This window comes from Streptomyces sp. NPDC006551 (assembly GCF_040611675.1).
Lineage (GTDB): Bacteria > Actinomycetota > Actinomycetes > Streptomycetales > Streptomycetaceae > Streptomyces.
On the sequence record NZ_JBEXOT010000066.1, the window covers coordinates 1 to 14,996 of the forward strand.

A 14,996-nucleotide genomic window follows, 5' to 3' on the forward strand; every position below is an offset into this window, starting at 1 on the left:
ACTCCCAGCAGGTCACGGCAGCAAGGTCCGGCCATCCCACCACACATCACTGACATCACACTCAGTCAGCCCTCCACAGAAAGTGAGCCAGAACCGGTTCTCGTGAACAAAGCCATCCGGCGACACCCCCTGACCCGCACACAGCGATGGGCCGTGCCCGAGGTGCCCGAGCAGAAGGCCGGCGGCTGGCTCTCGCGCGTTCGTACCTAGTTGGTCGTGTCGGGGTGGCGGTGTACGTTCGCGTATAGCCGTGCCTTGACCCCGGCCTCTCCCGGGGTGCGCCAGACCGGAGTGATCCCGGAGGTTGCCCACTGCTGTTGGAGGGCGTCCATTACTGCGCGGACGGTGTCCTCGTCGGCGCCGGTGACGTCCAGGACCACGAGCCCAGGTTCGGCGATGTGCTGCTCATCGATGTGCATGTCCCCACCGACGGATCCGCCGGTTCACCCGGTTCGACGGCCGGTGGAGAAGCATCCGTACGAGGGAGCCCGGTCACCGAATTGCCGGGTGCCGGTCGCGAGGACCGGGTCCGGGTCGTAGACAGGGAGGAGCAGCTGCGTCCGCTGACAGGCCCGGGCGGGCTGCGACCCCACAGCCAGGGAGCCGTGCCCACCCCCGAGCGGCACGGCTCCCTGTCGGGATCGAGGATCTGGTGCTACGTCCCCCGGTGGAGCCGATGCTCGCCCAGGCCCGGGAGACCCTCCCCGGCCCCGGCGTCCTGCCCGGTGGGCTTGCCTTCGAGGCCAAGTTCGACGGCTACAGGTGCCTGCTGTTCACCCCGGCCCGGGCGGGCGCACCGGTGCTCCTGCAGTCCCGACGCGGCAGCCTGATCCAGGCCCACTTCCCCGACCTCGTCAGTGCGGCAGCGCAGCTGCCGCGCGGCCTGGTCCTGGACGGCGAGGTCGTCGTCTGGTCCGAGGGCCGGCTGTCCTTCGAGGCACTGCAACGCCGCGCCTCCGCAGGCGGCCGCACAGTGGAGCAGTCGCCGGCACGCTGCCCGCCCACTTCATCGCCTTTGACGTCCTTCAGATTGACGGCCGCGAACTGCTGACCGAGCCGTACGACCGCCGCCGCGCCGCACTGGAGGACCTGTTCACCGAGTACGAGCTGACGCCGCCGTGGACGCTCTGCCCGATGACGACCGACATCGCCGTCGCCCAGGAGTGGCTGGAGTCCTGGATCGAGATCCAGGGCGTGGAGGACCTGGTGATCAAGGGGCGATCACAGCGCTATCTCCCCTCGGCCAGGGGCTGGTTCAAAATCAGGCGTCGCCACACCACCGAAGCCGTCATCGGCGGCATCACCGGCACGCTCGCCCGACCACAGATTCTCGTCCTCGGCCGCTACGACGAAGACGGCCGGCTGCGCCCGGTCGGCCGCACGGTGCTGCTGAGGCCGGACGCCGCCCGCCAGGTCGCCGAACACCTCCACCCCGCCAGCCTCGATCACCCGTGGACCGGCGCACGCTTCTCCTCCGCCTGGGGCAGCCGCGACCCCCTGGACGTCACCCTGGTCGTCCCGGAACAGGTCTCGGAAGTCGATGCAGACACCGCCATCGATCGAGGGGCCTGGCGTCACCCCATGCGATTCGCTCGGCTCCGCCTGGACGTCACAGTGGCCGACGTGCCCCCATTCGGTGAGGGCGTCACACCCGCCGCTGGATGAACGCTGACCTCTGACAGCGAAGTTGGGCGTTTGCCACCGAAGCTGGGGCAACGTCATTTCCTGACAGGGAACATAGCTAGCTTGCAACGACAACGAGGAGGACTCGAATGGCTCGCACCATCTACACGACTGGCCCGCTCACGGACGAGCAGATCGCCGACCTGTACGCGCTCGCGGAGGAGTGTGGAGTCGGGTCGCCTGTCCCAGGCTCTCGCCCATCCGGCCCAGCACGGGAGCCCGGCCTGACGGATCCGCTCGCTGCGCCGCTCCCGGGAACGGCAGGGCCGAACGAAGGCCAGCCCCTCCCGCGCTGCCACGCAGCACAGGTGCGCTTCGCACTGACCACGGCATCAGGGGAGGGGCCGACGTTCGCTGGGTGGCGCTGACTTCGCGGCGGGAGGCCGAAAGGGGAACGCAGTTCCCCGGACAGAAGTGATCTCTCCCACACGGAACTCCATACGACAGGGAGGATCGGTGTAGATATGCCCGGCCAAATGCTGATCTCGCTGCCGAGACGCAGACGATCGTGATCGACGGTTTTCGGACTGATCTTGTGCACAAGCTGTGAAATGGATATGACAACCCCACTGATCGTCTATGTGGGGGATTTCCGTGCGCACAGCGCGACCACTAGTACTCCTAGTGGCATTTGTCATGGCCGTTCTGGCAGGTACAGAGCAGGCCGCAGTCGCGGTGAACCAATGGGTCGCCGCCCCCGGCTACGGCGCCGGTGAACTGCCCCAGCAGGGCTGGGGATCGGCGCGCGGGCGAGGCCACCGTGCTTCCGGCGACGCCACCGACGCGGCGGCGGGAGGGGGACGCAGCGGCGCGCAGAAGGCGCCCGGAGAGCTCCCGCCGGACGGCGTCGTCACGCCGCCGAGGCTGGGTCAGACCCCCAAGCCGCCCGCCAAGCAGCCCTTCACGAAGGTCCAGGCGCCCAGGACGGCGCCGCCGAAGGGCTTCGACCCGAAGGCCAGCATCGAGGTGCCTGCCAAGCGCACCGAGCGCGGACGAACGTTCGCCAACCCGGACGGAACCTTCACCACCCGCTTCTTCAACGAGCCCGTCAACTTCCTCGACGACGGCAAGTGGAAGGGCATCGACACCAGTCTTGCTCCCAAGGCGCAGGCCGGCGGCGGCTCGGGCTCGGAATCGGTCTGGGAGCCCCGGTCCACCGATACGCACAGTCGCTTCGCCGAATACGCGGACGACAAGACGCTGGTCCGCCTCGCAGCCGGCGACCGGGCTGCGATCGCCTACTCGATCGAGGGCGCCGCACACAGCCGGGGCCAGGTCTCGGGCAGTGTCATCACCTATCCGAAGGTCCGTCCCTCTGCGGACCTGGAACTGATAGTGGGCAGCGAGTCCGTCAAGGAGACGCTCATCCTCAAGGATGCCGACGCACCCACGGTGTGGCGTTTCCCGCTGGCTCTGGAGGGTCTGACCGCGAAGCTCGACGGGCACGGCGGCATCGCCTTCGTCGACTCCACGGGCCGCCAGAAGGCGTGGATGCCGGCCGGCTGGATGGAGGACTCGAAGAAGGCGCCGAACTCCAACGAGGGTGTCATCTCCTCCGGAGTCTCCTACGACATCCTGCGGGAGGGCGCCCGTCAGGTCCTGGTCGTGACGCTCGACCGTAAGTGGCTGTCCGCCCCCGATCGGGTCTTCCCTGTCAAGGTCGACCCGTCGGTGACCGGCCTGGAGGCCGCCTCCGGCACCTACGTCGAGGCTCCGTACAACCAGAACTTCGCCAGTGACACCGTCCTCAAGGTAGGTACGTACGATGCCGGCGGCCACAAGGCGGCCGGCTTCCTGAAGTTCAACGGGCTCGAGACCACGCTGAAGAACGCTTGGGTGATCGACGCCCGGCTGTCGCTCTACAACACTTGGTCGCAGTCGTGTACCGCGCGTCCGGTGACGGTCCACGAGATCACCTCGAACTGGTCCGAGACCACCACGTCCACCTACCCCGGTCCCGCGACCGGCGGCGCGCTCGGCTCCAAGTCGTTCGCGCACGGCTGGCGACCGTCCGGCACCACGAGCTGGTCGTGCGCTCCCGCCTGGGAGGGGATCCCGCTCGGCGCGGCCGGCCGGCAGCTGGTCGACGACTGGACGCACAGTCGCAAGCCCAACTACGGCCTTGCCGTGAAGGCCGCCACCGACGACTCGAAGAGCTGGAAGCAGTTCGGCTCCGACGACTACCCCGGTGGCAAGCCCAGCCTCGACGTAACGTGGTCGAAGTACGGGGCCACCTACGGCCTGGGCGGCTTCGTGCAGCCGATGACGGCGACCTCCGAGGGCAAGTTCAAGGTCACGGTAACCAACAGGGGCCAGCAGACCTGGGGCAAGACCAGCAACTTCAAGCTCCGGTACGACCTGTTCGACGCCAACGGCAACATCGTGGGCGGTGATTACTGGAGCAAGATCCGATGGACGCCGATGCCCTACGACGTCGCGCCGGGCGCCTCAGCCACCGTCGACGCCACGATCGCCCCGCTGGCGCCAGCGACCTACACGCTCGTTTGGACGATGGACGAGTACGGCGTGTCCAGCTTTGTCGCGGACGGCGTACCGGGCGCCTCCATCAGGTTCGACGCAGTCAACGTATCCCCCAACATCACGGGCGCGGCACCGCCCAGCGGTACCGTCGTCGACACCCTCACCCCCACCCTGTGGGCCTCAGCCACGGATCAGGACCGCTCGCCCGGCTCTCTGACGTACCAGTTCGAGGTCTGTGAGGTCGAGGGCAAGGACACGCGGAAGAACTGCCGGGGCAACACCCACGCCGCCTCCCCGAGCTGGACCGTGCCGGCCGGTTGGCTGAGCTGGGCGAAGACCTACGCGTGGTACGCGTACGCCAATGACGGCAAGGACCAGTCCGCCCGGACCGCGCCGTCGATCCTGACCACGCAGGTCCCGCAGCCGGTCATCACCTCCCACTTGGGAGGTGCCGACAGCGGCCGGACCTTCGGAGAGCGGTCCGGCAACTACGCCACCGCCGCGACGGACGCAGCTGTGCCCACGGTCGGCCCCGAGCTCGCGGTCAGCCGGACCTACAACTCGCAGGACCCGCGCAAGACCAGCGCCTTCGGCGCCGGCTGGGCCACCCGCTGGGACATGCGGGCCGTGTCCGAGCCCGATGGCAGTGTCGTGATCACCCTCGCGACCGGCAGTCAGGTCCGCTTCGGCAAGAACAGCGACGGCACCTACAGCGCGCCGTCCGGTTCGATGGGCATGCTGACCGCTCTCTCCGGCGGGGGCTGGACCCTGCGTGACGCGACCGCGGCCCTGTACACCTTCGACGCGACCGGCCTGCTGACCAAGGTCCAGGACGGCCACGGCCGTGAGCAGCTGCTCACGTACACGGGCGGCAAACTCACCAAGGCCACCGACGCCCTGTCCAAGCGGGCTCTGACGTTCACCTGGAACGGCGCGCATGTCGCGTCGGTGTCCACCGACGCCGTCGGCCCGTCCGCGCCGGCACTCGTCTGGTCGTACACCTACCAGGGTGACCTGCTGACCAAGGTGTGCCCGCCGTCGTCGACGACCGCGTGCACGGTGTACGAGTACACCGGCGGTTCGCAGTACCGCAGCATGGTGCAGGACGCCAACCCGGTCGGCTACTGGCGGCTGGGCGAGACCGAGGGCGAGGCCGCGCCGAGCGAGGCTGTCTCCCGTACCGGCATGAACGCCGGGCACTACCGCGACGTCGCCCTCGGCAGCACCGGGGCCCTGGCGGGAACGGGCAACAAGGCTGCGTCGTTCAACGGCACGAACTCCTACGTGGAGCTGCCGGAGTCGACCCTGGCCTCCTCCACGGTGTTGTCGGTGGAGCTGTGGTTCAAGACGGACACGCCGAACGGCGTTCTCGTCGGCTTCCAGGACGACCCGCTGGGTCCGACGCACCCGACCCACTACAACCCGGTTCTGTTCGTCGACTCGGCGGGCAAGCTGCGCGGTGCCTTCGAGAAGTCCGACGGCGGGCTCACGCCGATGACCTCCACGGCCACCGTCACCGACAATGTCTGGCATCACGCGGTGCTGACCAGCAGTGGTACCGGCCAGACCCTCTACCTCGACGGCCAGGCCGTGGGCACCCTCGCCGGTCCCGTCAGCCACTCCGTCAAGACATACACGTACCTCGGCGGTGGCTTCACCGACCATACGTGGGACGGCGCCGGCACCTACGGCACGCGCTACTACAAGGGTCTGATGGACGAGGTCGCGGTTTACCACCGTGCCCTCGACGCCGGCTCGGTCGGCGCGCACTACGCGGCCCGCACCGGGACTTCGAAGCTCGCCAAGACCACCCTCCCCTCAGGCCGGATCGGCGGCACAGCCGCGTACGACCCCGACACCGAGCGCGCCACCACGGTGACCGACGAGAACGGCGGCACCTGGCAGATCTCCCCGCCCCGCTATGCGGCGGGCTCGCAGGCATACGCCGATGCCGTGCGGGCCGCCGGCCCCGTCAACTACTGGCGCCTGGGCGATAGCAGCGGAGCAGCTGCTCTGGACCAGATATCCGCCGGAGGCAACGGCTCGTACCGCGACGGGGTCACCCTCGGCGGGGTCGGTGCGTTCCTCGACGGCGATGACGGCGCGGTGACCCTCGACGGGTCCAAGGGCGTGATCTCCGTCCCGGCTGAGTCCCTCAGCCAGGCGACGTCGCTCTCCGTGGAGCTGTGGTTCAAGACGGACAAGCCCAGCGGCGTCCTGCTCGGACTGCAGAACACCGAGATCGGCACCACCCCGACGATGTGGAACGCGAGTCTCCTCGTCGACGCGGAGGGCAAGCTGCGCGGCCACCTGTGGGACGGGCCGTCCGCCGGCTGGCCGGTCATGGGCGGCGTCAAGGTCACCGACAACAAGTGGCACCACGTCGTGATCACCGGCGGTCCGGCAGGGCAGTCCTTGTACCTCGACGGAGCCAAGATCGGTTCCAAGACCGGCGTGGTCAAGCCGGAGACACTGGCCTACGCCTACCTCGGCGCCGGCTACAGCAGCGAAGAGTGGGACGGGCAGGCACGCGCGACCCGCTACTTCAACGGCCGGCTCGACGAGGCCGCCTTCTACACCAAGGAGCTGACCGCCCAGACCGTCGCGGAGCACTACAAGGCGCGCGACCGGCTGGTCACCGGCAATGGGGACCAGTACCGGGGTGCCGTCACCGCCGACGCTCCGGCAGCCTTCTGGCGCCTGAACGAGACCACCGGAAACAACGCCGCCAGCCAGACGGCCGTGAACGCGGGTACCGGCACCTACACGAAGACGACGCTGGGCACCACCGGTGTCTTCGGCGTAGGCGACGGAGCCGCAGTCCAGTTCAACGGCGACGGCTACGTCGAGGTGCCGCCCATCGACCAAACCGGCACCGACATCACCGTCGAGCTCTGGTTCCGCACCGACAAGCCAGGCGTCCTGTTCTCCGACCAGTCCGCTCCCCTCGCGGGGGCAACCGCTCCTTCCGGCAGCTGGACGCCCGTTCTGTACGTGGGAGCCGACGGCAAACTGCACGGCGAGTACTGGTCCTACCCGGGCAGCCCCTCCAACACCTCACCCACCACGGTGACCGACAACGCGTGGCACCACGCGGTCGTCACCGCACAGGGCGAAACCCAGACCCTCTACCTCGACGGCACCCAGGTCGCCACCAAGACCGGCGTCCCCGTCAACCACGGCTCCAACAACCGCTCCTTCATCGGTGCGGGCTTCGCCAAGTCGTGGCCCTCCGCACCCTCCGACATCAGCTACTTCACCGGCCAGATGGACGAGGTCGCGGTCTACCACCGTCCACTCACCGCCGGACAGGTCGCCGGCCACTACGAGGCAGGCACATCGGCAAGCGGCTCCTCTCTCGCCGCCACTGTCACGGTCACCGACCCGACGGGCGCTAAGACGAGTAGCACCTTCGACGCGGTCCGCGGTCAGCGTCGGGTCGCTTCCACCGACGCGGAAGGCGGTGTCACCACATACGCGTACGACACCGGCGGCTTCCTCCACACGGTCACCGACCCCAACGGTCACTCGGTCATCACGGGTCACGACGAGCGCGGCAACACCGTCTCGACGACGACGTGCCGGGACGCCAACTCCTGCTGGACCTCCTTCGCGGAGTACTACGACAACCCCGCGGACAAGCTGGACCCGCGCAATGGCAAGCAGATCGCGGTCCGCGACGGCCGTTCCTCCGGAGCGGCGGACAACCGCTACCGGACGACCACGTCCTACACCGCACTCGGTCTGATCGACACGGTAACGGTGGCGGACGGCCGGACGACGTCGACCACCTACACCACGGGCACCGAGCCCGCGGTCGGCGGCGGACTGACTCCGAAGGGCCTAGTCGCCACCCAGAAGAGCACCGGCGGTGCCCTCACCTCGTACGCGTACTTCGCGAGCGGTGACCTCGCCAGGGCGACAGCGCCCTCCGGCCTGGTGACCACGTACACCTACGACGGCGTCGGACGGAAGCTGACGGAGACCCAGGTCTCTGACGCCACTCCGGCCGGTGTGACGACCACCTACACGTACAACGCGATGTCCCGCATCTCTTCGGAGACCGGTCCGGGCGTCAAGAACGAGATCACCGGTGTCACCCACACCGCGAAGGTGAGCCGTACGTACGACGCGGACGGGCAGCTGCTCACCGAGTCCACCGAGGACACCACCGGCGGCGACGCCACCCGCACCACCACCTACCGCTACAACGCGCTCGGCCTGAACGAGAGCACGACGGACGCGGCAGGCAACGTGTCGGCCTTCAGCCACGACGCGCTGGGCCGGGTGATCCGCGAGACGGACCCCGCGGGCAACGTCGTCACGCACGCGTTCACCAAGCGCGGCAAGCCGGCCGAGTCGGTCCTGAAGGACTGGACGGGCGATCCGTCCGGCCAGACCCGCGACCTGGTCCTGGTCTCCCACGCGTACGACCCGGCGGGCCGCCTGGCCTCGACGACGGACGCCATGGGCGCCACGACCACCTTCACCTACTACGACGACGGCCTGCAGGCTTCGGTGACGGCGAAGGGCGTCACCCAGTCCAACGGCTCCAAGCGCGACATCCTCCTGACGACCAACACCTACGACGGCGCCGGTAACCTCACCGCACAGACGGCGAGCGGCGGACGCACCACCGTCAACACGATCGACGCCACCGGCCGCACCACGCGCTCAGCCTTCGACCCGAACGGCCTGAACCGCGTCACGACCACGGCCTACGACGGTGACGACAGAGTCACCGAGCAGACCCAGTCGATCGACAGCTCCGGCAAAAAGCTCACCGCAACCACCGAATACGACGCGGCGGGCAACCCGAAAAAGGGGACCGTCACCGACGGCACCAGCAGCCGGGTCTCGTCAGGCACCTTCGACCAGCGGGGCCTCCCGCTGACCCAGGTCACCCCCCGCGGGAACACCTCCACCGCCCGCTACGACGTACTCGGCCGCCTGGTCGAGACCACGGCGCCACAGGTGCAGGCCGAGGAGAACGGCGGCGCGGCCACGGCCGTCACGCCCAAGACCCTCACCGGCTACAACACCTTCGGCGAAGCCACCGAGACGCGCGACACTCGCGGCCTGGTGACCCGTCTGGAGACCGACAAGCTGGGCCGCACCACCGCAGTCACACTGCCCGACTACACGCCGCCGGGCACGACGACGCCCATCACGGCGGTCTCGCGCACGGCATACGACCAGCGCGGCAACGTCGCCTCCACGACCGACCCGCTTGGCCGTACCCGCTCCTACGCGTACGACCAACTGGGCAACCTGGTCCGCTCAACAGACCCGGCCGCCGGAACGCAAAGCCTGCAGGCTCCGGGTGCCACGACGTTCAGCGGCACCTCGACGGACCTGTCCGGCGGTGGTGTCTCCACCTACACCTGGACCCCGACCGGTCTGCCGCTCTCCGCGACCGACCCGACAGGAGCACGCACCGAGTCGACCTACGACGAGCTGGGTCGCAAACTCACCGCCACCACGGTCGAGCGCAGGCCCACCCTGCAGAACCTCGTATCCCGCTTCACCTGGGACGACGCGGACAACCAGACCGCCTCAACCACTGCCGGCGGACGCCGCACCACGGCAACGTACAACACCGCCGGCGAGGTCCTGACCATCATCGATCCGCTGGGCGGTGTCACGAAGGCGGTCTACGACGGCCTCGGCCGCCAGACCGAGTCGAAGGACGCCACCGGCCGCAAGACGGTCACGGCGTACGACGTACTCGGCAAGCCGGTCTCGGTGTCCGACTACGGGACCGGAACGACCGTCCTGCGTTCGGTGTCCTCCGAGTACGACGCGGACGGAAACGTCACTGCGGCCGTCTCCGCCACCGGCGGCCGCCGCACCTACACCTACGACGCCCTCGGCCGGATGACCAAGCAGCTCGAACCGGTCACGGCCACCGACTCCATCACGACGACCTTCGGCTACGACGCGGCGGGCAACCGCACGCGCCTGACCGACGGCCGCGGCAAGGCCACCTACTACACCTTCAACGCGTGGGGCCTGCAGGAATCGACCATCGAGCCAGCCACCACACAGCACTGGAATCCAGACGTCCGCACCTGGACGAACGTCTACGACGCGGCAGGCCGGCTCGTCACCGAGCTGCTCCCGGGCAACGTCAAGCGCAACAAGACGTACGACGCCCTGGGTCGCCTGACCGGCGAGACCGGCTCCGGCACCGCCGTGGCCACCCGTCCCCGCTCGCTCTCCTACGACCTCGTCGGCCGGCTTACCGGTGTCGGCGGCGACGGAGTCAACGCGGGCAACACCTACACCTACAACGACCGCGGCCAGCTCCTGAACGCCGACGGCCCCTCGGGCACGAGCTCCTACACGTACGACGCGGACGGCAACATGACGTCCCGCATGGACGCGGCGGGCGCGACGGCCTTCACCTACGACCTGGCCGGGCGTCTCGACACGACGACCGACCCGCTGACCGGCACGCAGGTGCGCAGCGACTTCGACGCGGCCGGACGGCCGACCGTCGACGAGTACGCACGCCCCGCCGCAGGCGGCACCTACACCATCGGCGCGAAGCGCTCGTACGCGTACGACGCTCTGGGCCGGCTCGCGGACGACAGCGTCAAGAAGACCGGCACAAGCACCGCGGTCCAGGGATCGGCCTACGGTTACGACCTCGCCAACCTCCTGGTGAAGAAGACCACCACCGGCACGGCCGGCGCGGGCGTTCAGTCCTACACCTACGACCTGGCCGGCCGGATGACCTCCACCACGGCGGGGAACACCACAACCCCGTACGAGTGGGACAAGTCCGGGAACCTGACCAAGAAGGGTGACGTCACCGCCACATACGACTCCCGCAACCGCCTCCAGACCTGGGGCACGCAGACCTTCGACTACTCCGCCCGCGGCACTATCAAGACGGTCACCGACGGCGGGACCAGCCGGGGCATCAGCTCCGACGCCTTCGAGCGGACGGTCAACAACGGAACGAGCGCCTTCACATACGACTCGCTCGACCGGGTCCTGACCAACGGCGGCACCGCCTTCAGTTACGACGGCGGCTCCAACAACCCGGTCAAGGACGGAACGTCGACCTACAGCCGCACGCCTGGCGGCGGGCTGCTCGCCAGCGCCACGACCGGGACCGCAGGTTCGGGCCGCCTGTCCGTCACCGACCAGCACACCGACGTGGTCGCCACCCTCTCCGCGGACGGCACCACGGTCTCCTCGTCCCGCGCCTACGACGCCTTCGGCAACGTGACCGCGTCCACAGGCGCGAACCCGTCCCTCGGCTACCAGTCGGGCTGGACGGACTCCTCCACGGGCGAGGTCAACATGGCCTCCCGCTGGTACCAGCCGGGCACCGGCGGCTTCACCAGCCGGGACACCTGGCAGCTGGACCCGGACCCGTCGGTCCAGGCGAACCGCCACACATACGGCAACGCGAGCCCGCTCAACGGCACCGACCCCACCGGACACTGGCAGGACACAGGCAACGGGCGATACAGCCCGCCCAGGACCATCCCGAACATCGGGAGCCCACCTGCGGCGCCACGTCCTCCCGCCGCTCGCCCCGGCGTCCGCGGTGGACTCTGGGGCCTGCTCGCCATCGGAGTCTACGAAACGCTCAACCGTGCCACCGTCACACGCGGCCCCCTAATTTCCTTCAAAGCGTGGGGTCCGGGGAACTCCAGTGCCTGCAGCCACTGGATGTGTGGTAATGGCACTCAACCCAGGGGCACGACCGCGACCACGACGGAAATCGGAGAGGCATGGCCCGAGACCAGAGCTCGCTACTACGGTCCGCCTCCACAGGGATGCAAGCGGCACTGCAACGTCGGCACCGGCGCCCCCAAGCCCAGCCGGCCCCTCCCGCCCCCGATCGACCAGAACCCCAACAACGGCAAGACCCCCGTCCCAGCTCCCAAGCATGTCGCCAACATCGCGATGGACGCCGTCAGGGACGCATCGTGGTCACTTTCCGACGGATGGCAGGCAGTATTCGACTCCACGGACTTCCTGAAGTTCTTCGAGGAGGACCTCGGGTTCACGCCCGACGAAGACATCGCGGCTGATTACAGTCTCGGTCTCCATTTGACTCCGGATCAGGAGAACGAGAACTCGTTCGACAGGTCGCCTGTCGAACGCGGCGGCTGCAGGAAGGGCAATTCCGCGATCTACTACATGCCGCTCGACAGTCTTGGTCGCGCTCAGGGTGCTCGCGCTTGCCTCAACGAGGGGGATTACAATTATCTGGACGACCACCAGAATTGGAAATTCAACACGGAACCCACGAACCTCTTGGGTACGGGTACCGAATTCCCGTTCGACAGGAACTCGGGCTGGAATAATCAGCCTCGGGGTTGGGGACCCGGTCAAGGACTGCAGCGCGGGCACTTGATTGCCAAGTCTCTGGGAGGATCCGGCGAGGACGCACGCAATCTGGTCCCCCTCTACAACAAGTCGAACTCGCCTGACATGTCCAACATTGAAAGGGAGCTTGCCAAGCGAGTTGAGGGTGGCGAGACCCTCTACTACAGCGTCACTCCCCAGTACGTGGGCAACAACCCCATTCCTGCTCGCCTGCACTTGGGTTGGATAGGTAATCGGGGTGGTGCAGGTTATGCTGTGGTCGAGAATTACCACCACTAAGTAGGATGAGTAGGGGCCTAGTGGACTGGGTGGATAGAATCGTCGACCGACTCCATTGGGCCCCTCTTGCCCTGGAGATCTCCTGGGGGGAGATTGAGGAAGAACTTCAATGTTCCCTTCCAGGGGATTTCAAGAACCTGTGCGAAAAGTTTGGGCGTGGCATCTTCAGTGGATTCATGGAGATCTCCTCTTCCTCTGGCGGTTCCGACCTGCGGCTCCTGAACGAGTGGCGTTCGTTGCAGAGGATTGCGGAAGTCAATCAATTCGCAGCGGCAGACCTCGAACGCTTCGGTGTCTACCGAGCCGGCTCCGTCGGCCTGCTGCCATGGGCGGACACCTACTCGGAGTGTCAGGTCTACTGGCTGGCGAGCAGTGCGTCGCCACCTGAAGAGTGGTCGATCATGGTCCAGAACTCCGAAGGTGACTGGTCGGAGTTCCCCATGTCGGCATCGGAATTTCTCTTCAGGGTACTGATGGATGCTGACTTCGAGTTTGGCGTGGCGGAATATGGGCCGCCGTACTACGAGTCGGCTTCGAATCAGCTCTGAATCTTCGAGTCTCCACCGCTCGCGCGCCGCCGACCGCCGCTCACCACAGCGCCCGAACGCCGTGACCGCCCATTCAGGAGAGCCCGCCCGTGCAGAAGACCGCCCTCATTCCCTACGCCCACCTCCCCCGAGCACACCACCACCGCCACGTCCTGACCAGCACCGTCGACGTTTTCGGCACCGCCCACTGGTTGCTTGCCGAACGTGCTCCGCAGCCCGGCGTCGACCTCCTGCCTTTCGACGCGCTGGTCGTTTCAGTGAATCCGGACGGCAACGTCGAACTCACCGAGCTGAGCGCCGTGCGAGCCCGCTGGCCGCACCTTGACCGCCTGCCCGACGGCGGGTCCGTCGTCGCCGCGTCTCGCGCCCGCCGGTACGAGGACGTGAACCAGGTCCAGGTCTTCGACGCTCTCGGCCGCGAAACCTCGTCCTTCTCCGTCGGGGACGCCATCGAGCACCTGCTCGTGGACGAGGCCGGCCATATCTGGGTCGGGCACTTCGACGAGAACCCGGCCGGAATCCGCCGCTGGAGCGCCACAGGCCAGCTCGCCTGGACATCAGACGGCGCCCGCATCCCCGGTCTCTTCGACTGCTACGCCCTGAACGTGTCAGGCACTACCGCCTGGGCGTGCCCATACACGGACTTCCCGCTCGTCGAGATACGCCCGAACCACCCCGACCGGCCCGTGACGGTGTGGGCGAACCGCATACGGGGCGCCCACGCGGTGGCCGTCCACGGCGAGCAGGTCGCCTTTTACGGCGGCTACGGTGAAGAGCGGGACCGACTCGCCCACGGCGAGATCACCGAAACATCCGTCGAGCCCACGGACGTCGGCCTGCTCACCCCGCCCGACGGCCTTGCCCCCGGCCGCCGACGAGTAGTCGGCCGAGGAAGCAGGATCTACGTCCAGGCCGAGCCGTTCACCGCATGGGGCGTGTTCGACCTCAGCAGCTGATATCCGGGCGCCGACCACCCGACGGACGGTCCCCCGAGGAGTTTGCCGCGGTGCGTGTCAGCGAGGGGCCGACGGACTTCGACCGGTAGGTCGAAATCTTCGCCGCAGATGCCCGGCGCTCGGTGAGTTGTCGAGGGAGGCCGATGGGGTCGGCCAGAGTGCCGTGGTTCTCATGCCCATTCCACGCCGAGTTCTCGTAGTGCGTCGAGCTGTTCCTGGGTGAGTTTGTCGCGCCTCGATTTGGTGTTCGAGACCCACACGCCCAGCTTGACGACGACCGAGGCGGCCTCGCCCTCCATCACGATCTCTTCTGCGTGAGCCCTGGGGACGCGGTGGTGGCCCTCACGGGCGATGTACTGTGCGAGGAGCGCGACAACTTCATGTGGTTCGTGCGGCCCGCCCGGTCGACGTGCGAAGGGCGCCCGGGCGGGCTCCAAGAACGATGGTCCACGCAGGTGGCCATCCACGCCACGTGAAGGGCTCCGAGCGGTCGTCCAGGTATAGACAGCTCACCGTAGCGAGCGCGGTGATGCCGCAATAGCGATCCTTCCCCCGCCGAAGGGGCCCCCGGAATGCCGTCGCAGCGGCCGAAGAGTAGCGTCGTAGATGAGGCATCCGTGTAGCCTTGTCCGCCCGCAGGCGGCAGCGGGTGTCCCCTTCTCCCCTAACGGCAGCCGAGTCGGCGGAATTCCGGGGG

At 67.9% G+C, this 14,996-nt stretch carries 6 protein-coding genes and 1 pseudogene; 5 read left to right on the forward strand and 2 right to left on the reverse strand.

Features of this window, described 5'->3' with window-relative positions; all coding sequences use genetic code 11:
- Positions 1 to 206 precede the first annotated feature (206 nt).
- Positions 207 to 419 (reverse strand): DUF6207 family protein, encoded by a 213-nt coding sequence (locus ABZY12_RS32510; RefSeq protein WP_356896733.1) that lies wholly within the window; start codon positions 417 to 419, stop codon positions 207 to 209.
- A gap of 233 nt (positions 420 to 652) precedes the next feature.
- Here ABZY12_RS32510 and ABZY12_RS32515 point away from each other — a divergent pair, with 233 nt between their 5' ends.
- From ABZY12_RS32515 to ABZY12_RS32535, 5 genes are all read left to right on the forward strand, one after another.
- On the forward strand, positions 653 to 1,051 hold the full coding sequence (locus ABZY12_RS32515) for a hypothetical protein (RefSeq protein WP_356896735.1): 399 nt from the start codon (positions 653 to 655) through the stop codon (positions 1,049 to 1,051).
- On the forward strand, positions 1,009 to 1,665 hold the full coding sequence (locus tag ABZY12_RS32520; protein ID WP_356896781.1) for an ATP-dependent DNA ligase: 657 nt from the start codon (positions 1,009 to 1,011) through the stop codon (positions 1,663 to 1,665). The genes ABZY12_RS32515 and ABZY12_RS32520 overlap by 43 nt, the downstream gene beginning before the upstream one ends.
- Positions 1,666 to 2,319: 654 nt before the next feature.
- Positions 2,320 to 12,795 carry a LamG-like jellyroll fold domain-containing protein gene (locus ABZY12_RS32525; RefSeq protein WP_356896737.1) on the forward strand — a complete coding sequence of 3,492 codons (10,476 nt, stop codon included), beginning with the start codon at positions 2,320 to 2,322 and terminating at the stop codon, positions 12,793 to 12,795.
- Between the two features lie 176 nt (positions 12,796 to 12,971).
- Positions 12,972 to 13,343: a hypothetical protein gene (locus ABZY12_RS32530; RefSeq protein ID WP_356896739.1), complete on the forward strand. Its 372-nt coding sequence runs from the start codon at positions 12,972 to 12,974 to the stop codon at positions 13,341 to 13,343.
- 89 nt (positions 13,344 to 13,432) lie between these two features.
- Positions 13,433 to 14,299, forward strand: a complete 867-nt coding sequence (locus ABZY12_RS32535) for a hypothetical protein (protein ID WP_356896741.1) — start codon at positions 13,433 to 13,435, stop codon at positions 14,297 to 14,299.
- 170 nt (positions 14,300 to 14,469) lie between these two features.
- On the opposite strand, the pseudogene ABZY12_RS32540 reads toward ABZY12_RS32535, so the two are convergent.
- Positions 14,470 to 14,673: pseudogene (locus ABZY12_RS32540) on the reverse strand (helicase associated domain-containing protein); the annotation flags it as partial.
- Positions 14,674 to 14,996 lie beyond the last annotated feature (323 nt).

Bases quoted from the DNA above. Each gene is read 5' to 3' on its own strand.
- ABZY12_RS32510 (WP_356896733.1), bottom strand. From the start codon at position 419: ATGCACATCGATGAGCAGCACATCGCCGAACCTGGGCTCGTGGTCCTG.
- ABZY12_RS32525 (WP_356896737.1), top strand. From the start codon at position 2,320: ATGGCCGTTCTGGCAGGTACAGAGCAGGCCGCAGTCGCGGTGAACCAA.
- ABZY12_RS32530 (WP_356896739.1), top strand. From the start codon at position 12,972: ATGGAGATCTCCTCTTCCTCTGGCGGTTCCGACCTGCGGCTCCTGAAC.